Consider the following 21,072-nt stretch of genomic DNA (forward strand, 5'->3'; position numbering starts at 1 on the left):
CCGGCGGCTTGCGCCGGGGACGCACCACCCCCACTCCGACCCTTCGGGCCACCTCTCCCCCTGCCCCGGGGGAGAGGAACCCAAGCTGGATAAGGGTCGGCCTAGCGGCAGCGCCTTTCCTCTCCCCCGGGCAGGGGGAGAGGTGGCCCGAAGGGTCGGAGTGGGGGTGCTTCATCTTGAATGATTGACTAGCAATGACAACGCCCTCTCTCCGCACGGAAAACCTGACGATCCGCTTCGGTGGCCATGCCGCGGTCAGCAACGTCACCTGCGCGTTTCATCCGGGTGAGCTGACGGTGATCGTCGGGCCAAACGGCGCAGGCAAGACGACGTGGTTCAATCTGGTTTCCGGCCAGCTCGCGCCAACGGAAGGCCGTATCTACAAGGGCGACGACGATATCACCGCCCTGTCCCCATCGGCTCGCGCGAAGGCCGGAATCGGCCGCGCCTTCCAGCTCACCAATCTGTTTCCGAAACTGTCGGTACTGGAGAACGTTCGCCTTGCCGTACAGGCCAAGGCCGGCGAGGGACCGCGCATCTTCAAACGCGCCACCTCGATGACGGACATTCGCGACAAGGCGCAGGCGTACGTCGATGCGACGCGGCTCGGCGGGGTCGCGCATCTGCCGGCAGCGGCGCTGCCGCATGGCGACCAGCGCAAGCTGGAGGTGGCGCTTCTCGCCGCGATGGAGCCCGACATATTCATGTTCGACGAGCCGACGGCCGGCATGTCGGTGGACGAGGCGCCGGTGATCCTGGAACTCATCGCCGAAATCAAGAAGGACCGCACCAAGACGATCCTGCTGGTCGAGCACAAGATGGACGTGGTCCGCGCGCTGGCCGACCGCATCGTGGTGCTGCACAATGGCGAACTCGTCGCCGATGGCGAGCCGGCCGAAGTGATGGCCCTGCCCGTCGTGCGCGAGATCTATCTCGGTGTCGGCGCGGAGGAGGTGGCATGAGCAAGTCCATCCTGCGTCTCGACGACGTCCACACCGACATCGCGCAATACCACATCCTGCATGGCATCTCGCTCGACGTGCCGGAAGGCGGCGTCCATGTTCTGCTCGGCCGCAACGGCGCTGGCAAGACGACGACGCTGCGCACCATCATGGGCCTGTGGCGCGCGCGAAAGGGCGCGATCGTCTTCCGCGACAACGACATCGCGGCAATGAAGACGCCCGACATCGCCCGGCTCGGAATTGCCTTCGTGCCGGAGAACATGGGCATATTCGGCGGGTTGACCGTCGAGGAGAACATGCGCCTGGCCACCGGCGACGGGCGGTTCGACGACCAGCGCCTGCAGCGTGTCTTTTCGCTGTTCCCGGCGATGGATAAATTCTGGCGCAACCAGGCCGCATCACTCTCGGGCGGCCAGAAGCAGATGCTGGCAATCTCGCGCGCGATCATCGAGAAGCGCCAGCTCATCCTCATCGACGAACCGACAAAGGGCCTCGCGCCGGCGATCATCAGGGCGATGATCGACGCGTTCCGCGAGATCGCCAAGGACACGACGATCCTGCTGGTCGAGCAGAACTTCCACTTCGCCCGCGCGCTCGGCCAGACGGTTGCGGTAATCGACGACGGCCGCATCGTGCATCGCGGCTCGATGGCGGAACTCGCCGCCGACGAGGCGTTGCAGAACCGGTTCCTCAGCCTGTCGCTGGAGGCGCATTGAGATGGTCGCCCTCGACGTTGCCCCCCTCTGCCCTGCCGGACATCTCCCCCACGAGGGGGGACATTGGCTGTCATATCTGCTTTCGCCAATCGCCGAGATTGCAGAAAAGGCGGTACGGGCCGTGAAGGCTGATCTCCCCCCTTGTGGGGGAGATGTCTGGCAGGACCGAGGGGGGCGCCGTAGGGCGGTTTCCTTAGCGGCGGCCCGAATACTTGCCGGGAGACGGCAGCGATGAAATCCCTATCCACCACCTTCGAGCGCTTCGGCGGCGTCATGCTGTTGCCGGTCGTTCTGGGCCTGATCGCATTCCTGCTGATCGGGCGGCCGTCGACCTGGATCACGCTGACGATGGCGGGGCTCGCGATGGGCATGATGATCTTCCTGATGGCCTCGGGACTGTCGCTGATCTTTGGCCTGATGGACGTGCTGAATTTCGGTCATTCCGCTTTCGTCTCGTTCGGCGCCTTCATCGCGGCCAGCGTGCTTGCCTCGTTGGGCGTGTGGGTAACGGGCGACAGCGCCGTGATGAACGTCGCCGCATTGATATGCGCGATTGCTGCGGCCACCGCGTTCGGAGCGCTGGCGGGCTGGGCTTTCGAGCGGATCATCGTCAAGCCCGTCTACAAGGACCATCTGCGCCAGATCCTCATCACCATGGGGGCGCTGATCGTCGCCGAAGAGATCATCCTGATGGTGTGGGGCGGATCGCCCCTGCCCGTGCCCCGCCCCGCCGTGCTGACCGGCTCGCTCGTCTTCGGGGACGTGTCGATCGAGGTCTACCGCATCTTCGCCTTCCTGCTCGGCCTGGCGATCTACGTGGCCATGCACTTCGCGCTGAACCGCACACGCATAGGTCTGCTGATCCGTGCCGGTGTGGAGAACCGCGAGATGGTGGAGGCGCTCGGCTTCCGCATCGACCGGCTGTTCATCGCCGTCTTCATGGCCGGCTCAGCGCTTGCGGCCATGGGCGGGGCGATGTGGGCCGGCTATCAGGGGATCATCACGCCCGCGATCGGGTCGGAAATGATGATCCTCGTCTTCATCGTCGTCATCATCGGCGGGCTGGGGTCGATCGAAGGCTCGCTGCTGGGCGCCATCCTCGTTGGACTCATGGCAAACTATGTCGCCTTCCTGTTCCCGAAGATGTCGTTGGCATCGAACATGATCCTGATGATGGCGATTCTTCTATGGCGGCCCGTCGGCCTGAAGCCGGCGGTGAAGGGGTGATGGGCATGGTGGTTCTCTACGTTGCCCCCCTCTGTCCTGCCGGACATCTCCCCCACGAGGGGGGAGATCAGCCTGCACCGAGGCTTTCGTCGATCGTCGACGATTGGCGAAAGCGGAAACGATATCCAATCTCCCCCCTCGTGGGGGAGATGTCCGGCAGGACAGAGGGGGGCGCGACGGAGCGGCTGCATCCCGGGAGGCACGGATGACCACCACCATCGTCTCCTCCACCCCGCACAGCCTCACCGCCGGCCGTCTTCTCGTCTACGGCATCGTCCTTGCCGTCGGCCTGCTGCTGATGTTCGCGCCGTTCCTGTTTCCCGATGTGCGGGCGCAGGAAGTCGCGGCGCGGATCTGCGTCTTCATCGTGCTGGTGGCGAGTTACGACCTGCTGATCGGCTATACCGGCATCGTCTCCTTCGCTCACACGATGTTCTTTGGCCTTGGCGCCTATGGCACCGCCATCGCGCTCAAGACGATGGGAGCGAGCTTCGGCTCGATTTTCGTCGGCGGTTCGCTCGGCGTGGTTGCCGCGCTGGTGCTCGCGGTGCTGATCGGCCTGCTGTCGCTGCGGGTCAAGGCGATCTTCTTTGCCATGATCACGCTGGCGGCAGCTTCGGTGATGATGGTGCTGGCGAGCCAGCTATCGGAATTCACCGGCGGCGAGGACGGGATGACCTACACGGTTCCACGCTTCTTCTCGCCTGCAAATACACTGATCGAGGACGCCGACGGCAAGGCGCTGCGCATCTTCGGTGTCGCCGCCAATGGCAGGCTCGCACTCTACTATTTCGTCTTTCTCTCCTCGCTTCTGCTGTTCCTGACGATGCTGCGCATCATCGCCTCGCCGCTGGGTACCGTGCTGGAGGCGATCCGTGAAAACGAGATGCGCGCGGAAGCGATCGGCTATCGCGTCGTCGCCTACCGAACCGCCATCTTCTGCATCGCCGCGCTGATTGCCGCGTTGGCGGGAATCCTGCGCGCCGTCTGGCTGCGCTACACCGGGCCGGACGTCGCGCTGTCGTTCGATATCATGATCGACATCCTGCTGATGGTCGTCATCGGCGGCATGGGAACCATGGTCGGCGCAGTGATCGGCGTCGTCATCATGACGCTGGCGCAGTTCTACTTGAAGGACGTGATGGCGGCCGGCGCGTCCGCGGTGAGCGATGTGCCGCTTCTGCCGGACCTTCTCAATCCCGACCGCTGGCTGCTCTGGCTCGGGGTCATCTTCATCCTGCTCGTCTACTTCTTCCCGGCGGGCATCGCAGGCACCCTCATGGGCAAGGGCGGACACAAATGACCACACCACGCTCCACCTACGTCAACGCTGCCGGCTTCGAAGTTCATGTCACGGAGTGGGGCAACCCCGGCAATCCCGCGCTCGTGATGTGGCACGGCCTGGCGCGCACCGGGCGAGACTTCGACGAGGCGGCTGCGGCGCTGTCCGACACCTATTTCGTGATCTGCCCCGACACGCTGGGGCGGGGGCTTTCGAGCTGGGCGAAGGATTACACGCAGGATTATTCCTATCGCACCTTCGGCGAAGTGGCGCTCGGCATCCTCGATTTCTACGACATCGTCGATCTGCGCTGGGTGGGAACCTCGATGGGCGGGCTGATCGGCGTGACACTTGCTGCCAACGCCCTCAAGGGCCGAATCTCGCATCTCGTGATCAACGATATCGGACCCGATATTCCGGAAGCAGGCACAGGGCGCATCGCATCTTATGTCGGAAACCCGCCCGTCTACGACACGGTTGGTGAGATGGAGGCCTGGCTTCGGGACAACTACGCGCCCTTCGGCAAGAACACCGACGCCTTCTGGCGGCGCATGGTGGACACATCCATACGCCGCACGGACGACGGCCGCATCACGGTGCATTACGACCCTGCGATCGTCTCGCAGTTCACGCACCACAAGAGCGATCTCGACGTCTGGGACGCCTATGATCTGATCGAGGCAAAGACGCTGCTCTTCCGCGGCGAGCATTCCGACGTGCTGCCGGCGGGCATCGCGGAGGAAATGATCAGGCGAGGGCCACGGCCGCGCCTGGAAGTGATGCCTGACTGCGGCCATGCACCCACCCTGGCCAGCGCGACCGAGATCGCGCTGCTCAGGGATTTTCTTGGCACCTGAAGGGCCTCAACCCTTCATCAGGATCTTTTCGATCTCGTCGACGGTGTGGTTGGTGAGCGTCTTGGGCAACTCAGCGATGACGCGGTCCTCGACTTCCTTGTGCAATTCTTTTCGCATTTCGCCCATCACCAAGGGCGGCGCGACGATCACCAGGCGCTTGAAGTCTCCCTTGTGGGCGGACTTGTAGAGGCGCGCGGCAATCTCCTTGGCGAAGCGCTCCTTTTCCACGCGGTGCCAGTCGGTCTCCTGGACCGCGCTCTTGTGGACGCTTGTTCCGCCGTCCGCGAAGCGGCCAGGCTTGTCGGTGCCCTGATCATGGGTTGGCGGATTGTCCTCGTTCATCTCACGGAACACTTCGAGATGCGGGTATTTCTCGTCACCCTCGTTGCGAAGAAACAGAGCCTTTTCCCCGTCGGCGACAACGACCCAGATGTCGTGCTCGAGCTTGATTCCGGACATGTCCTGCTCCTTTTCGCAGTTGTTGTTCTTAGAGCCACATCAACGCGCTGCAGTGTCGGCGCGTTCCGCATTCACGGCGTGTCTAACGGTTCACTAGAAAACTCTTGCGGCCATACTGCGGTGGAAGGAAAAAACATTCCAAGGCTTTCGACGCCGCGCGAGACCATGCCTTCAGAGTAGGGCTGATCGCGGCGACAATCGCCGCATGGTTTCCAACTCTGCCAAGACTGCAAAGCTCAACGCCTTCCCCGTATTCATGCGGGTGGAGGACCGTACCGTCGTGATCGTCGGCGAAGGTGAGGAGGCGCTTGCCAAGGCGCGCCTGCTTGGCCAGTCGGCGGCACGACTGCAGATCGTCGCTGACGGACCGGAGAGCGATCTCGTGCGCTGGGCGGCAGACAATGACGCCGAACTCGTCGATGCCGGCTGGAACTTCGCGTTCCTCGAGAAGGCCGTGCTCGTCTTCGCGGCAACCGGGGACGAAGCGCGCGACATGCAGGTCGTCGCAGACGCCAGGCAAGCCGGCATCCCGGTGAATGCGGTCGATCGGCCAGAACTCTGCGACTTCTTCACGCCGGCCCTCGTCAATCGCGCGCCTGTTGCCGTGGCGATAGGCACGGAGGGTGCGGGACCAGTGCTTGCACAGATGATCCGCGCCCGCATCGACCGCATGCTGCCGCCCTCGCTTGGGCGTCTGGCAACACTCGCAGCCGGCCTGCGCGAGCGCGTCGAGACCGCCCTGCCAAAGGGTTTCGCCCGTCGCAGCTTCTGGCGTGATTTCTTCGGCGGTGAGCCCGCCCGCGCGATCGAAGCAGGTGACGAGGCGCGTGCCGGCGATGCAGTCGACGCCCTGTTTGCGCGCGCCGGAGCGCCGAAAGGCCATGTCGCGCTCGTAGGCGCCGGACCCGGCAGTGAAGACCTCATCACCTTGCGCGCCCATCGGCTACTGATGGAGGCCGACGTGATCGCCTATGACGCGTTGGTGCCCGACGCGATCGTGTCGCTGGGTCGCCGCGACGCCGAGCGCATAGCCGTCGGCAAGCGAAAGGGCTGCCACTCGAAGACCCAGAACGAGATCAACGCATTGCTGGTCGAACTGGGGCGCGCCGGCAAGCGCGTCGTCCGGCTCAAATCGGGCGATCCGCTGATCTTCGGACGGGCAGGCGAGGAGATGGCGGCGCTGCGGGCCGCTGGCATCGCGCACGAGATCGTGCCGGGCGTGACGTCCGCGCTTGCGGCCGCGGCAGACTTCGAGTTGCCACTAACGTTGCGGGGCGTGTCGTCATCGCTCGTCTTCACCACCGGTCACGACCTCAAGGGCAAGTCGCTGCCGGACTGGGCCAAGCTCGCAATCTCCGGCGCCACCGTGGCGATCTATATGGGCCGGACGAACGCGTCCGAGGTGTCCAGACATCTCGCCGAAGCCGGCCTGTCGCCCGATACCGCCGTCGCGGTGGTCGAGAATGCGAGCCTTCCGTCGCGGCGCATGTTTCACGGCACGCTGGCCGACCTGCCGGCGCTGCAGCATCGCAGCGACCTGGCCGGCCCCGTGATGACGATCATCGGTGACGCCGTGGCGGGCGCCAATTTCGACAAGTCCCAACCCCTGCGTGCGCGCATCGAAGCCGCCGCAGCGGCCTGAACCGAAAGGACCTTGCGATGAAGATATTGACCGCAAACCGGCTGACGGACGGCGAGGCCGTGTGGCTCGCGCCGGACCACTCCTGGGCGACGTCGATCGAGGCGGCGGACGTAGCGCAGGACACTGCGACCGAGGAAAAACTCGAGCGCGCCGGGAAGGCAGCGCTCGTCAAGAACGAAGTCGTCGATGTCAATCTCATCGACGTCGCGATCGTCGAGGGAAGCATCGTTCCCCAGCGGCTTCGCGAGCGCATCAGGGCCGCAGGCCCCACAAATCGGACAGACCTAGGCAAGCAGGCACGGCCGCAGATCGCCGTCGCAGCCTGAATACCCGGAAGGCAAGCAGCATGTATCGTTACGATGAGTTCGACCACGGCTTCGTCAAGGCCCGGGTCGACGAGTTCCGCGACCAGGTGGAGCGACGGCTCGCCGGCGAGATCACGGAGGACCAGTTCAAGCCGCTGCGGCTAATGAACGGCGTCTACCTCCAGCTCCACGCCTACATGCTGCGCGTCGCCATCCCATATGGGACCCTAAACGCCCGGCAGATGCGCATGCTGGCGCATATCGCGCGCGCATACGACAAGGGCTACGGTCATTTCACCACGCGGCAGAACATTCAGTACAACTGGCCGGCACTGTCGGACATTCCCGCGATCCTTGACGACCTGGCCAGCGTCGAGATGCATGCGCTGCAGACGAGCGGCAACTGCATTCGCAACGTGACTGCCGACCATTTTGCGGGTGCCGCGGCAGACGAGGTCGCAGATCCGCGTCCCTACGCCGAGATCCTGCGGCAGTGGTCTTCGGTGCATCCCGAATTTTCCTACCTGCCACGCAAGTTCAAGATCGCCGTGACCGGTGCGGAACGAGACCGCGCCGCGATCCAGGTTCACGACATCGGACTGCATTTGAAGAAGAACGAGGCCGGCGAGCTCGGATTTGCCGTCTATGTCGGCGGCGGCCAGGGGCGTACGCCGATGATCGCCAAGAAAATCAGGGATTTCCTGCCCGAGCGCGATCTGCTCGCCTATGCGACCGCGATCCTGCGAGTCTACAATCTCAATGGGCGCCGGGACAACAAGTACAAGGCGCGTATCAAGATTCTCGTTCACGAGACGGGTACGGAGGAACTCACTGCCTGGGTGGAGAAGGAATTCGAGGCACTGAAGGACGGTGAACTGACGCTGCCGTCGGCGGATGTCCGCGCCATCGAAGCCTATTTCGCGCCGCCCGCTCTTCCGTCTCGTCCGGAGGGAGAGAACGCAGTGCGACAGGCACGGCTGGACAATCGCGGTTTCGACGCCTGGCTCAAGCGCAATGTCACGACGCATCGCCATCCCGACTACGCGGCGGTGACGATCTCGCTCAAGGGCACCGGCGAGGCGCCGGGCGACGCGAGCGACGCGCAGATGGAGGCCGTGGCCGATATTGCCGAGCAATTCGCCTTCGACGAGATTCGCGTCAGCCACGAACAGAACCTGATCCTGCCACATGTGGCCCGCGCCGACCTGAAGACCGTCTATGACCAGCTTGTCGCGCAAGGCCTGGAGACGGCCAATGCCGGTCTCATCACAGACATCATCGCCTGCCCGGGCCTCGATTATTGCGCGCTCGCCAATGCGCGCTCGATCTCGGTCGCGCAGGACATTTCACAGCGGTTCGCATCGCAGGAAAGGCAGGAGGAGATCGGCGAGCTGAAGCTGAAGATTTCCGGCTGCATCAACGCCTGCGGCCATCACCATGTCGGCCATATCGGCATCCTCGGCGTCGAGAAGAAGGGCACCGAACTCTATCAGGTGACTCTGGGCGGCTCCGGCGATGAGCATACGTCGATTGGAGAGATCATCGGTCGCGGCTTTACCGCCGAGGAGATCACTGACGCCATCGAGACGGTCGTCGATACCTATCTGGCATGGCGGAACGGACCTGACGAGACGTTCCTTGAAGCGTATCGTCGCCTCGGGGCTGCACCCTTCAAGCAGGCGCTGTATGGCGACGAAGCAAAGGCGGCCTGAGCTGAGATGACCGAGACCACCACGCCTGCCACGACCCGTCTATGGACCAATGAAGGTTTCCGTGACGACGACTGGGCACATGCCGAGACCGTCGATGCACTTGCCGGCAACAGCCGCGTGATCCTGCCATTGGCCGCATTCCTTGCCCTCGACGATGAGACCCGGTCCCGGCTGGGCGACAGGATCGGGGTGCATGTCATGCCCGGCGAGGCATTGGACGCTCTTGTTCCGCACCTTGGTACCGTTGCGCTGGTATCGCTGGCGTTTCCGGCGTTCAGCGACGGCCGCAGCTATTCCAAGGCGCAATTGCTGCGGGAGCGTCACGGATACGAGGGTGTCGTCCGGGCTTCCGGAGACGTGCTCATCGACCAGATCCCGCTGATGTTGCGCACCGGTTTCAGCGAATTCGAGGTCTCCAACGAAACCGCTCTCGCCCGGCTGGGGCAGGGGCGCGTCGGCGGCATCGATTTTCATTACCAGCCTGCCGCGACGCAGGAACCGGGCGGTCCGGCCTACTCCTGGCGGAGAGTTGCGACCGTCTGAGACCGGCCTGGCCGACGTTCGGGGTTGCATCTGCCAGCCAGCGCTCTATATCGAGTTCAGCTTTTGGCGCCCGCCGGATTCGGGACAGGCACCGTCCGTCCATACTTTCACCGCCTGCGCCGCTTCGCCGGATCGAACCCCGATCCGCTCCCATGTCCTTCATGTTCAGCGCATGCCGGGCGAACCCGTTAGAAGTCAGGAAATCCATTGCAGGTCATCGTACGCGACAACAATGTCGATCAGGCCCTCAGGGCTCTCAAGAAGAAATTGCAGCGCGAAGGTGTTTTTCGCGAGATGAAGGCGCGTCGCGCCTATGAGAAGCCGTCCGAGAAGCGGGCGCGCGAGAAGGCAGAGGCCGTACGCAGGGCGCGCAAGCTTGCCCGCAAGCAGGCGCAGCGCGAAGGCCTGCTGCCCGGCCCCAAGAAGAAGCCGGCCCGTCCGGCGCGTCCGGCCCCTTCGCAGGCGGCGTGATATTTTCAGATATTGTGAGTTTTTGATCCCGCCGGCCTTGAGCCGGCGGTTTCGTTTCAGCTGTCAGCGCGACGAGCGCGCGTTTTCTGCCTGGTCCAGTTCGCCAAGCAGCGATTTGAACTGATCGGGAATATCACCATCGAGCTTGAAGGCTTTCATGCGGCCGAGAAAGCGTCGGTTGGTGTCCGATCCGAGTTCCTTGCGGACCAAATCCTTGAGGCTTCCCTTCCGCTTCATGCTGGCCTTCTCTTCAGTCATGGTTCGTGTTTCCGCGTTGTGTACAAGAACCATGGTGCGCAGCAAAAGGTTCCGAAAACCTGATATTCGCGACCATATCGGGGCATCTATGGTAAAATTCTAATTAAATCTTCTGCTTTTCCGGCTGGACGGCGGGCTCGCTCACGATGAGCGGCAGGGTGACCCTGAAACAAGCGCCGATATGCGTGTCCGGCACAAGTTCGAGCCTGCCTGACATGCGCATGATGATCTCGCGGCTGATTGGAAGCCCGAGCCCGGCGCCACCATACGGCGCGGCTTCCCCGAGCCTGCCGCGATAAAACTTGTCGAAGATCCTCGGCCTTTCCTCTGGGGGAATGCCGGCCCCGTTGTCGGAGACCTCGATGACATAATTCGTGCCTTCCAGGCGCGACCGCACCTCGACCTCCGGTTTTATGGCGCCATTGTACTTGATCGCGTTGGCGATGAGATTGATCAGCACCTGGCTCAGCCGATCGGGATCGGCGGACACGCGCGCACTCGCCGCGCGCGTGCCGGCGCGCAACAACGTGTTGTTCTGGCGCGCCAGGGCGTCGCATACACGCAGCGCCTGCTCCAGCGGTTCCTCGGCATCAATGGGGCGGTTTTCCCACGGGCGTTCGCCGCGCTCGAGCGCCGACAGGTCGAGAATCTCGTCGAGGAGCGACGTCAGGCGCAAGCTCTCGGCGTGGATCGTCGCCGTGAATCTCTTCCGGGCGGACATTTCCAGGTCCTGCTCTGAAAGCAGGATTTCGGAGAACGCACGAATGGCGGTCATCGGCGTGCGGACCTCATGGCTCACCTGGCTCAGGAACTCGTCCTTCTGAAGGTCGACCTTGCGCAATTGCCGGTTGGCGATCTCCAGCTTTTCCGCCGTGGCGCGCAATTCAGCGGAGGTCCGTTCCAATTCCTGCGAATGTTCGATGGCCTGCTGCGTCTCGTCGGCCATCTGCATGACTTCCTCCAGCGATACGGCGTCGCCGGACACCACCTTGGACAGCATCACATGTGCGGATGCCGCACCGATCGATCCGGCGAGCTCGCGCTCGAGGCGGTGAATGAAGGCCGGGCTCGGCTCCAGGCTCGTCCACGGCATTCGCGCCTGCTTGGCCTCCTCCGAAAACAGCGCCACCGCGCGGCCATGGCCCAGAACTCGTCGCGCGACGAGGAATAGATCGTCGGCTGTCGCCGATCCGCGCAACGGGCTCGTTTCGCCGGCTGCCCGGCGGAACACGTTGAGGAACAAGGCTGCCTGGACGTGCTCCAGCGCCGACTGGTTGGTAATGAGTGAGCCCACGATCAGCACCGTGGTATTGAGAAACAGGCTCCAGAACACCGCGTGGGCAAGCGGATCGAGCCGGTCGAGCCCGAACAGCGCCTGCGGCCGCAGCCACGCGATGCCCGCGGGCCCTTCCTCCATGATCATGGCGACCATCGGCGACGACGACGCGAAGGACGGCATCAGGCTCGACCACAGCCAGATGACGAAACCGACGGAGACGGCGGCGATTGCCGCCTTGGTCGATGCATCGCGCCAGAATAGCCCTGCGAGGATGGCCGGCAGGAACTGCGCCACGCCAGTAAACGAGATCAGCCCGATCGGCGCGAGGGCGTCCGATTCCCGCGTCAGGTAAAAGTAGGCGAAGCCGAGCCCCAGGATCAGGATGATCGACAACCGCCGGGCATTGAGGATCAGCCTGCGTACGCCCTGCCCGTTGCCGATGCCGTCGTCCGAGGTCAGGCGCAGCATGATCGGCACGACGATGTGGTTGGAAACCATGATCGACAAGGCGATCGATTCCAGGATGATCATCGACGTGGCCGACGAAAAGCCTCCGATGAATGCGAAGAGCGCGAGCCCGTCCTGCCCCGCCGCAAGCGGCAGCGTCAGCGTGAACATGTCCGGGTTGGAGCCGGCCGGCATGGTGGTGAGCCCAAACAGCGCGATCGGCAGGATGAACAGGCTCATCAGCAGCATGTAGCCCGGAAAGGCCCAGCTCGCCGTGCGCAGGTGGCTTTCGTCGGAATTCTCCACCACCGTCACCTGAAACTGGCGCGGCAGGCAGATGATGGCGGCGGCGGCCAACAGCAACGACGCGATCCAGCGATCGCCGAACGTGTCGCTGGCGTGGATGTTCAATCCGGCGCTTTCGGCGCTGTCGAAGATCGCCTCCGGGCCGCCGCCGATATAGAGCACGAAGACGCCGACGGCGACGAGCGCCGTCAGCTTGACGACGGCCTCCAGGGCGATCGCGGCAACCACCCCGTGATGCTGCTCCTTGGCATCGACGTTGCGCGTGCCGAACAGGATGGTGAACACCGCCATGCCCGCGGCCACACCGAGCGCGAGCCCCACCTCGTCCCATCCCTCCAGACTGCCGCGGCCGAATTCCGACGCCGTCGCGATCGCCTCGATGGACGAGGTGATCGCCTTGAGTTGCAGGGCGATGTAGGGCGCGATCGCGATGACCGCGAGCACGGTGACCAGCACGGCCAGCCGGCTCGACTTGCCAAACCGGGAGGACAACAGATCCGCGATCGACGTGATGCGCTGATCGTGGCTGATGCGGACGAGCCGTCGAAGGATGAACCACCAGCCGATGAAGACGAGGGTGGGGCCGAGATAGATGGTGACGAATTCGAGGCCGTTGCGGGTGGCCGAACCGACCGCGCCGTAGAAGGTCCAACTCGTGCAGTAGACCGAGATCGACAGCGTGTAGACAAAAGGCGAGCGCAGGAACCCGCCGGCCCGGTCACGGGTGTGACGGTCGCCGAGAAAGGCGATCAGGAACAGCAGCCCGACATAGGCGATCGCGGTGGCGATGACGAGATCGGCGGTCAGCGTCATGGCTTGCCATCCGCCTGGGTCGTCCCTGATGGCTCGTCATTGGGAAGCGCACGGCTGAACCAGCGAGCGCCGCCGACAAGCAGCGTCCAAAGCACGAAGATGTAGACGGTTTCGATAGGGACGCCGAGAATGCGCGCGTCGAAGCGGAACAGCAGAACCAGCGGCGGGAGGAAGGCGATTGCTCCGAAAAGCGCGAAGAAAAAGGCTGCTCCAACGAGCTTGCGGCGGGTCACGCTCTCACCACCGCGCTGTCGAGGCCATCAGGCCGAGCGGGCAGCGGTTTCGCCGAGCAGGGCGCGTACGCTGTCGACCACGTCGGCATTGGCATAGGGCTTGGTGACGAACTTGTCGGCGCCGAGTTCCTCGGCAATGCGGCGGTCCTGCTGTTGGCCCTTGGCCGTCAGGACCAGCACCGGCAGGCTTTGCGTGTTGCGGTCGGCGCGGATCTGCTTGAGAACCTCAAACCCGGAGCGCTTTGGAAGCATGATGTCGAGCACCAGCACACGCGGCTGCGAGCGTCGAATGGCCTCCATGACCGCCTCACCGTCCGTGACCGCCCCAATCGTCCATCCGGCCCGTTCCAGGACAAAGGTAAGCGCTTCAAGAATGCTGGGTTCGTCCTCGGCTATCAGTACGTCGATTGCCAAATTGCTCCTCCATTCCCTTCCTCCAAAGGGACCCCTCGTCACATAAGCGCAATGCGGCCCTCAGGCCAAGCCCTAATGAAGGGCGGGCCTAGATACCCACCAGCGGTGGCGGCGCCGTCTCGCCGCCCGGCGACCACGCCTCCTCCTGCCTGTTGGAGCAATCGGTGCGGGTGCACAGGCGGCAACTCGGCCCGACCGGTACGTCGGCGTGCTGGTCGTGCAGGTTCAACCCGTCCGCATAGACGGTCTCGTCCGCGTGCAGGATGTCCGTCACCAGCAGGACCGAGAGCGGCAGAGCAAGGTCGGCAAATCCCGCGCTGCGCCGCGACGTGGCCTTGGCAACGAACAGGAAGCGGGAGCCGTCGAGAAAGCGGGCGACCTGGCGCACGATCTGGCCGGGAGCGCGGAACGCGGCGTAAATCGCCCATAAGGGGCAGGCATGGCCGCTGTTGGGCAAGAGCAGGCCTGGAAGAGGGAAATGCTTCGACAGCCGGCCTGCCGGGTCGGCGCGCAGGAAACCGAACGGGACGCCCGCCGCGCCGGGCTGGCGCAGCGTGACGAGCCGGTGGGCCACCTGCTCGAAGCTGGCATTGTAGCGCTCGGCGAGCGCATCGATGTCATAGCGCAGCGCACGCGCGTCCGCCAGGAAGGCGTCATAGGGGAACAGCACGGCGCCGGCGATGTAGGCGGCGAGATAGCGGTAGGCGCCGCGTCGTGCAGCGGGCGAGGAGAGCGTTGGCGTATCGACGGCGGCGGCAAGCGCGTCGCCGGCGTCGAGTTCGGCGAGAAGACGGGCCATCTGGAATTGGCGGGTCGCCTGCGCCACCGTGTTGCGAAACCACAATTGCCTGTCCGCCGCATCATAGCCGAAGGCACGCCCGGTGCCGGAGGCTGCGGACCGGCGAACAGCGACGCCATGATCCCGGCGCAGCGCCTCGGCCATGGCGTGTTCCCCGAACGCCCCATGGGCGTCAACGCGGGCGCGCAGTTGCGCGCCCTCGGCTTCCAGCGCGGGGAAATAGTTCTGTGCCGCGAAGATCATGTCATCGACCTCGCGGCGCGCGGACGCGAAGCTCTCAGCGCTCGATGCCTGGTCGAACTGGCCGATCAGGTTGCGGGCGACCGCGCTGAGGCTGCGGGTCTCCCGGGTGATGCTGGACAGGAAGCGTTGGCTTTCCTGCGCGCTCAGGTCCGGCTCGCTCTCGAGGATTTCCGCTCCCGAGCGGATGACGGTGATCCCCGACAGAACCTGATGCAGCAGTTGCGACAGAAGCGGATCGGCACGCAGCCTGTCGGCATAGGATTCCGCGTTGTTCATGGCCGCAGCGTAGGCGCGATGCAGCCGTGCGACGACCTGCGCCATCTGCGGGCTGGTGGCGACGAGAAGACGTGCCTGCTCGGCCCCCATTCCGCTGCCGGCCAGGGCAGGATCGGCGAACGCCTCGACCAGTTCGTGGATGAGCCGGTGTTCGGCTTCGCCGGTCAGTTCGGCGATATCCATGTCCAGTTCGGCGGCGATGCGCTGCAGGAGCGCCCCACCCACCTGGCGCTTGTTGGCCTCTATGAGATTGAGATAGCTCGGCGACACCCCGACGGCGCGGGCCAGCCCGGCCTGCGACTTGGAAAGCGCCTTTCGGCGGGTGCTGATTCTCAGGCCGATCGGGGCGTGCATGGGACATGCCTTGTCAATTCATTGACAGATCATACTGCGATCCGGTCCAAGAATTTACAGGATTTCCTTTAAATTACAATAAGATATTGCGCCTCTGTTAACACACACCGATAGTGCAAGCGCGGGGAGCCTCCGGGAGGGTTGTGGCTTCCGCAACCAAGGAGGAGAATCATGAGCACATCCAAGCGCGGCATTTCACGCCGCAACGTCATCAAGACTGGCCTTGCGGGCATCCTCGCGACGGGAGCGGCGCCGCTGGTCTTCTCGCGCGGTGCCTGGGCGCAGGAATTCTGCAATAATCCCGACGCCGGCAGCACCGTCACCTACGGTCTCAACCTGCCGCTCACCGGCACCTATGCCGAGGAAGGCGCCGACGAGCTGAAAGCCTACGAGCTGGCGATCCAGCATCTGAACGGCGAAGGCGACGGCGGGCTTCTCAACGTATTCAAGCCGTCAGCGCTCAAGGGCAACGGCATCCTCGGCAAGAAGGTGGAGTTCGTCACCTCAGACAGCCAGACACTGTCCGACGTGGCCCGCGCGGGCGCGACCCGCATGATCGAACGCGACAACGCGATCATGATCACCGGCGGTTCATCGTCCGGCGAGGCGATCGCCGTGCAGAGCCTGTGCCAGGAGATGGGCATCATCTTCATGGCGGGACTGACCCACTCCAACGACACCACCGGCAAGGACAAGCGCCGCTACGGCTTCCGCCACTTCTTCAACGCCTACCAGTCCGGCATCGCGATCGCGCCGGTGATCGGCGAGGCCTACGGCAACGACCGCCGCGCCTACCATCTCACGGCCGACTATACTTGGGGCTGGACGCAGGAAGAATCGATCAAGAACGCCACCGAGGCTCTCGGCTGGGAGACCGTTCAGGCCGTCCGTACCCCGCTGGGCGCAGGCGACTTCTCGCAGTTCCTGACCCCGGTGCTGAACTCGGGCGCCGACGTGCTGATACTCAACCACTACGGCAACGACATGGTGAACTCGCTGACGCAGGCGGTGCAGTTCGGCATGCGCGATCGTCAGGCCAACGGTAAGCAGTTCGAGATCGTCGTGCCGCTGTTCTCCGAACTCATGGCCAAGGGCGCCGGCGAGAACATCAAGGGCATCTTCGGAACCTCCAACTGGCACTGGAACCTGCAGGACGAAGGATCGCAGGCCTTCACCAAGTCGTTTGGTGCCGCCTATGGATCGCCGCCCTCGCAGGCAGCGCACACCGCCTATGTGCAGGCGCTGCTCTATGCCGATGCGTGCGAACGCGCCGGAACCTTCTATCCGCCGGAAGTCATCAAGGCACTGGAAGGCTTCGAGTTCGACGGCATGGGCAACGGCGCCACGCTCTACCGGGCAGACGACCATCAGTGCATGAAGTCGGTGCTCGTGGTGCGCGGCAACGAGAGCCCGACGAACGAGTTCGACGTGCTCAACGTGCACAAGGAAATCTCGCGCGAGGAGGCCAACTACGACGCCTCGATCTTCGGAGGTGAACTGGGCGCCGCCGAGCCGGTTCCGCAGTGCACCTGATCCAGCCGAACTGACAGCGCGCCCCGCACGTCTTCGACGCGCGGGGCGCGCGTCGCTCTTTTAAGCTGACGGCGGTCCGGAGGCCGGCCATGTTTGAAGTGATTTTCCTGCAGTTTCTCAACGGGCTCGACAAGGGCAGCGCCTATGCGCTGATCGCTCTCGGCCTGACTCTCGTCTTCGGCACGCTGGGCGTCGTGAACTTCGCCCACGGGGCCTTGTTCATGCTTGGCGCCTTCTGCGCCGTTGCATTCCGGCAGCTCATCACGCTGGAGACCGTCACCACCGATCCGGAAAAGCTGTCGCCCTGGGGCGCGCCGGTGGAGATACGCGAACCGCTGGTGCAGACCTGGTTCGGCGATTTCGGCGCCGTGCTCGTCAACTATTCGGTGATCGTCTCGCTGCTGCTCGCGATCCCGGTGATGCTGTTTGTGGGCGTGGCGATGGAGCGGGGGCTGATCAAGCATTTCTACAAGCGCCCGCATGCCGAGCAGATTCTCGTGACCTTCGGACTTGCGATCGTGCTTGGCGAACTCGTCAAGGCGATCTTCGGGCCGAACCCGCATCCGCAGCCGATGCCCGACACGTTTCGCGGCGCAGCCGACATCGGCGCCTTTCTCGGCATGCAGGCCGGTGTGATCACCTATCCGCTGTGGCGGCTGATATACTTCCTGTTCTCCGCGGCCATCATCGGCGCGGTGTTTGCCTTTCTCCAGTTCACCACCTTCGGCATGGTCGTGCGCGCCGGCATGGCGGACCGCGAAACCGTCGGCCTGCTTGGCATCAACATCGACCGCCGCTTCACCATCATGTTCGGCATCGCCGCCACGGTGGCGGGCATGGCGGGCGTGATGTACACGCCTCTGCTCCCGCCGAACTACACGCTCGGCATGGAATTTCTCGTCATCTCGTTCGTCGTGGTTGTGGTTGGCGGCATGGGATCGCTGCCCGGCGCCGTCGCCGCTGGTTTCCTGCTCGGGATCCTCCAGTCGTTTGCATCGATGACGCAGGTCAAGGCGATCGTTCCGGGGATCGACCAGATCATCATCTACCTCATTGCCGTCGTCATCCTGCTCGTTCGCCCGCGCGGACTTCTGGGCCGGCGTGGCGTGATGGAGGCGTAAATGTCCATGTCGCGCAAAGACCTCATCCTGTTCTTCGGTTTTTCGGCGGTGGTCCTGCTGCTGCCGATCCTGGCTGCGCCGTTCGGGGCGGCATATCCCGACCTCCTGCAGCGCTTCATGATCTTCGGCATCTTCGCGATCGGCTTCAACATCCTCTTCGGCCTCACCGGCTACCTGTCGTTCGGCCATGCGGCCTTCTTCGGTGTCGGCTCCTACGCGGCGATGTGGTCGTTCAAGCTGCTGTCAACGAATGCGCTGCCGGCGATCATCTTCGCCGTCATCGTGGCCGGACTGTTCGCGCTGGCCATCGGCTTCGTCTCGCTGCGCCGCTCCGGGATCTACTTCTCGATCCTGACACTCGCCTTCGCGCAAATGAGCTACAACCTCGCCTATTCGGTGCTGACACCGATCACCAATGGTGAGACCGGCCTGCGCATGGCGCTGAGCGACCCGAGGGTGCTCGACAGGCTCTTCTTCAGCACGCCGCCCGGTACGCCGGTGCCGTCGCTGTTTGGCATGTCGCTGTCCGGCTGGAACGGCTTCTTCTTCTCGGCGGCGCTGTTGCTGGCCACATTCTTCCTGGCGATGCGCATCACCAACTCGCCATTCGGCATGATGCTGAAGGGCATCAAGTCGAACCAGAACCGGATGAACTATACCGGCTTCAACACCCGGCCCTACACGCTCACCGCCTTCGTCATATCCGGCATGCTGGCCGGTCTTGCCGGCTCGCTGCTGGTCGTCACCGATCCACTTGCGGGTGCGGAACGCATGCGCTGGACGGCCTCGGGCGAGGTCGTGCTGATGACCATCCTCGGCGGTGTCGGAACGCTGGTGGGCCCGGTGCTGGGCGCCTGGATCATCAAGTATTTCGAGAACATCTTCTCGTCCTTCAACGCCAACGTGCTCAATAATTTCTACAGTTTCCTGCCCGATGGCGCGCGCGAAGTTGCGGTGACCGTGAGCTCCAAGTTCGTCGGCGAAGGGTGGCACCTTTCTCTCGGCCTCGTCTTCGTGCTGATCGTCGTGTTCCTGCCCGGCGGGATCATGGAAGGCGCGAGACGCATCGGCGCCCGCTTCCGGCGTTCGAACGCCCGTCCGGAAGCCCGCCGCGAACAACTCAGTCCAACGGCAGCCGAGTAAGGGGGCGACCATGTTCATGCCATCAAAGGACAACGTCGTTCTTCATGTCGCCGACGTCCACAAGCGTTTCGGAGGCCTGCACGCGCTTGCCGACATCGACCTGCAGGTCGAGGAGGGCAAGACGCACGCCATCATCGGCCCCAACGGCGCCGGCAAGTCGACGCTGCTCAACGTGATCATCGGCCGCCTGCCGCCGACCAGCGGCGCCGTGGTCTTCGACGGCACCGTGCTGACGGGAAAGATGCCGCACGAGATCAACCAGCTCGGCGTGGCGCGCGTCTTCCAGACCCCGGAGATTTTCGCCGATCTCTCGGTGCTGCAGAATGTCATGACGCCGGCATTCGCGAAGCGTGACGGGGCGTTCAGGATCAACATGTTCCGCCAGGTCGCCGACGAAACCGCGATCCGCGAGGAAGCCGAGCACATGCTCGACGATGTCGGGCTGATCGACCGGCGCGAAGTCCATGCCGGTTCGCTGTCGCGCGGCGACAAGCGGCGGCTCGAACTGGCGATGTGCCTGATCCAGAAGCCTCGCCTGTTGCTTCTCGACGAGCCAACCGCCGGCATGAGCCGGCATGACACCAACACCACGATCGAACTGCTCAAGAAGATCAAGAGCCGCGGCATGACCAAGGTGATCATCGAACACGACATGCATGTCGTGTTCTCGCTTGCCGACCGGATTTCGGTGTTAGCCGGCGGACGGATCATTGCCGAGGGTTTGCCCGACGAGGTCCGTGGCGACCCGCGGGTGCAGGAAGCCTATCTGGGGGGAGCGCACTGATGAGCGTAACGGCATTCGACAACGCTCCAGCGACGCACCCGGCCATGGCCAGCGAAGGCGCAAAACCGTTCTTCTCGGCGCGCGACATTCATGCCTATTATGGCGAGAGCTATATCGTGCAAGGCATCAGCCTCGACATACGGCATGGCGAAATCCTCGCGCTGCTGGGCCGCAACGGCGCCGGCAAGACCTCGACGCTACGCACCATCGCGCGGCTCGACGATCCCGCACTCCAGCGCGGCGAGATATGGTTGGACGGACAGGCCATTCACCAGATGAAGGCTTTCCAGGCGGCGCGCGTGGGAATCCAGCTCGTGCCGGAGGATCGCCGGATCATCCAGGGACTGACGGTGGAGGAAAACCTGACACTTGCGCAGGTGGCGCCGGGAGCCGGATGGGAACTTGACCGCATCTATGGTCATTTCCCGCGCCTGGCGGAGCGCCGCAAGCAGGAAGGCACAACGCTTTCCGGCGGCGAGCAGCAGATGCTGGCGATAGCCCGGGCACTGGCGCGCGACCTCAAGCTCCTGCTGCTGGACGAGCCCTATGAGGGCCTTGCTCCCGTCATCGTGCAGGAGATCGAGGGCATCCTCAACGAGATCAAGGCGCTCGGCATCACCACGATCATCGTGGAGCAGAATGCGGTCGCCGCATTGAAGCTCGCCGATCGCGCGGTGATCCTCGACACCGGCGAAGTCGCCTTCAGCGGCACGGCAAAGGACGTGCTCGACAACACCGAACTGCGGCACGAATATCTGGCGATATGACGCCGTCGCGGCGAGAACCGCGAAGGCATCGACGAGGCAATGGACGGCGCGGCCCGGCTTGTGACAGATTGACGGCTTTCCATTGGGAGGTGCGAGAGCCGGATGACGATCACGCATAGCCGCGCG

General features: G+C 63.9%; 21 protein-coding genes. 15 read left to right on the plus strand and 6 right to left on the minus strand.

What is annotated here, in order from left to right:
• Positions 1-194 precede the first annotated feature (194 nt).
• The 5 genes from AAFN84_RS11290 to AAFN84_RS11310 all read left to right on the plus strand — a co-directional run bounded on the left by AAFN84_RS11290 (position 195) and on the right by AAFN84_RS11310 (position 5,044).
• Positions 195-962 (plus strand): ABC transporter ATP-binding protein, encoded by a 768-nt coding sequence (locus AAFN84_RS11290; RefSeq protein ID WP_347514651.1) that lies wholly within the window; start codon positions 195-197, stop codon positions 960-962.
• A complete protein-coding gene (locus AAFN84_RS11295; RefSeq protein WP_347514652.1) occupies positions 959-1,678 on the plus strand; it encodes an ABC transporter ATP-binding protein in 720 nt (239 codons plus the stop codon). Before AAFN84_RS11290 ends, AAFN84_RS11295 begins: the two co-directional genes overlap by 4 nt.
• 231 nt (positions 1,679-1,909) lie before the next feature.
• Complete coding sequence (locus tag AAFN84_RS11300) at positions 1,910-2,905, plus strand: branched-chain amino acid ABC transporter permease (RefSeq protein ID WP_347514653.1); 996 nt, start codon at positions 1,910-1,912, stop codon at positions 2,903-2,905.
• Positions 2,906-3,110: 205 nt separating this feature from the next.
• Positions 3,111-4,208 carry a branched-chain amino acid ABC transporter permease gene (locus AAFN84_RS11305; RefSeq protein ID WP_347514654.1) on the plus strand — a complete coding sequence of 366 codons (1,098 nt, stop codon included), beginning with the start codon at positions 3,111-3,113 and terminating at the stop codon, positions 4,206-4,208.
• A complete protein-coding gene (locus AAFN84_RS11310) occupies positions 4,205-5,044 on the plus strand; it encodes an alpha/beta hydrolase (protein ID WP_347514655.1) in 840 nt (279 codons plus the stop codon). Before AAFN84_RS11305 ends, AAFN84_RS11310 begins: the two co-directional genes overlap by 4 nt.
• Positions 5,045-5,050: 6 nt before the next feature.
• On the opposite strand, the gene AAFN84_RS11315 is transcribed toward AAFN84_RS11310, so the two are convergent.
• Entirely contained in the window at positions 5,051-5,503 is a 453-nt protein-coding gene (locus tag AAFN84_RS11315; RefSeq protein ID WP_347514656.1) for a host attachment family protein, read from the minus strand.
• Between the two features lie 205 nt (positions 5,504-5,708).
• Here AAFN84_RS11315 and cysG point away from each other — a divergent pair, with 205 nt between their 5' ends.
• The 5 genes from cysG (at position 5,709) to rpsU (ending at position 10,176) form a co-directional block, all read left to right on the plus strand.
• Complete coding sequence (cysG, locus tag AAFN84_RS11320; RefSeq protein ID WP_347514657.1) at positions 5,709-7,145, plus strand: siroheme synthase CysG; 1,437 nt, start codon at positions 5,709-5,711, stop codon at positions 7,143-7,145.
• Positions 7,146-7,162: 17 nt separating this feature from the next.
• A complete protein-coding gene (locus AAFN84_RS11325; RefSeq protein WP_347514658.1) occupies positions 7,163-7,471 on the plus strand; it encodes a DUF2849 domain-containing protein in 309 nt (102 codons plus the stop codon).
• Between the two features lie 20 nt (positions 7,472-7,491).
• Positions 7,492-9,162, plus strand: a complete 1,671-nt coding sequence (locus AAFN84_RS11330; protein ID WP_347514659.1) for a nitrite/sulfite reductase — start codon at positions 7,492-7,494, stop codon at positions 9,160-9,162.
• A gap of 6 nt (positions 9,163-9,168) precedes the next feature.
• Positions 9,169-9,705 (plus strand): DUF934 domain-containing protein, encoded by a 537-nt coding sequence (locus AAFN84_RS11335; protein WP_347514660.1) that lies wholly within the window; start codon positions 9,169-9,171, stop codon positions 9,703-9,705.
• A 207-nt stretch (positions 9,706-9,912) separates the two neighbouring features.
• Entirely contained in the window at positions 9,913-10,176 is a 264-nt protein-coding gene (gene rpsU, locus AAFN84_RS11340) for a 30S ribosomal protein S21 (RefSeq protein WP_347514661.1), read from the plus strand.
• A 63-nt stretch (positions 10,177-10,239) separates the two neighbouring features.
• Here rpsU and AAFN84_RS11345 read toward each other — a convergent pair whose 3' ends face one another.
• The 5 genes from AAFN84_RS11345 to AAFN84_RS11365 all read right to left on the minus strand — a co-directional run bounded on the left by AAFN84_RS11345 (position 10,240) and on the right by AAFN84_RS11365 (position 15,598).
• Entirely contained in the window at positions 10,240-10,434 is a 195-nt protein-coding gene (locus tag AAFN84_RS11345; RefSeq protein WP_347514662.1) for a hypothetical protein, read from the minus strand.
• 103 nt (positions 10,435-10,537) lie between these two features.
• Positions 10,538-13,279 carry a sensor histidine kinase gene (locus AAFN84_RS11350; RefSeq protein ID WP_347514663.1) on the minus strand — a complete coding sequence of 914 codons (2,742 nt, stop codon included), beginning with the start codon at positions 13,277-13,279 and terminating at the stop codon, positions 10,538-10,540.
• Positions 13,276-13,512 (minus strand): hypothetical protein, encoded by a 237-nt coding sequence (locus tag AAFN84_RS11355; RefSeq protein WP_347514664.1) that lies wholly within the window; start codon positions 13,510-13,512, stop codon positions 13,276-13,278. The genes AAFN84_RS11350 and AAFN84_RS11355 overlap by 4 nt, the downstream gene beginning before the upstream one ends.
• A 27-nt stretch (positions 13,513-13,539) precedes the next feature.
• Positions 13,540-13,926 (minus strand): response regulator, encoded by a 387-nt coding sequence (locus AAFN84_RS11360; RefSeq protein ID WP_347514665.1) that lies wholly within the window; start codon positions 13,924-13,926, stop codon positions 13,540-13,542.
• 88 nt (positions 13,927-14,014) lie between these two features.
• Positions 14,015-15,598: a short-chain fatty acyl-CoA regulator family protein gene (locus tag AAFN84_RS11365; protein WP_347514666.1), complete on the minus strand. Its 1,584-nt coding sequence runs from the start codon at positions 15,596-15,598 to the stop codon at positions 14,015-14,017.
• A gap of 171 nt (positions 15,599-15,769) precedes the next feature.
• Here AAFN84_RS11365 and AAFN84_RS11370 point away from each other — a divergent pair, with 171 nt between their 5' ends.
• From AAFN84_RS11370 to AAFN84_RS11390, 5 genes are all read left to right on the plus strand, one after another.
• A complete protein-coding gene (locus AAFN84_RS11370; protein ID WP_347514667.1) occupies positions 15,770-17,131 on the plus strand; it encodes a substrate-binding protein in 1,362 nt (453 codons plus the stop codon).
• A gap of 89 nt (positions 17,132-17,220) precedes the next feature.
• Complete coding sequence (locus AAFN84_RS11375) at positions 17,221-18,252, plus strand: branched-chain amino acid ABC transporter permease (RefSeq protein WP_347514668.1); 1,032 nt, start codon at positions 17,221-17,223, stop codon at positions 18,250-18,252.
• Positions 18,253-19,395: a branched-chain amino acid ABC transporter permease gene (locus AAFN84_RS11380; protein WP_347514669.1), complete on the plus strand. Its 1,143-nt coding sequence runs from the start codon at positions 18,253-18,255 to the stop codon at positions 19,393-19,395.
• Between the two features lie 16 nt (positions 19,396-19,411).
• The gene (locus tag AAFN84_RS11385; RefSeq protein WP_347515111.1) at positions 19,412-20,179 is read left to right on the plus strand and encodes an ABC transporter ATP-binding protein; all 768 of its coding nucleotides are present in this window, start codon (positions 19,412-19,414) and stop codon (positions 20,177-20,179) included.
• A 44-nt stretch (positions 20,180-20,223) separates the two neighbouring features.
• Complete coding sequence (locus AAFN84_RS11390; protein ID WP_347515112.1) at positions 20,224-20,946, plus strand: ABC transporter ATP-binding protein; 723 nt, start codon at positions 20,224-20,226, stop codon at positions 20,944-20,946.
• Positions 20,947-21,072 lie beyond the last annotated feature (126 nt).

Origin of the sequence: Mesorhizobium sp. CAU 1741, from assembly GCF_039839275.1 — a bacterium.
GTDB lineage: Bacteria > Pseudomonadota > Alphaproteobacteria > Rhizobiales > Rhizobiaceae > Aerobium.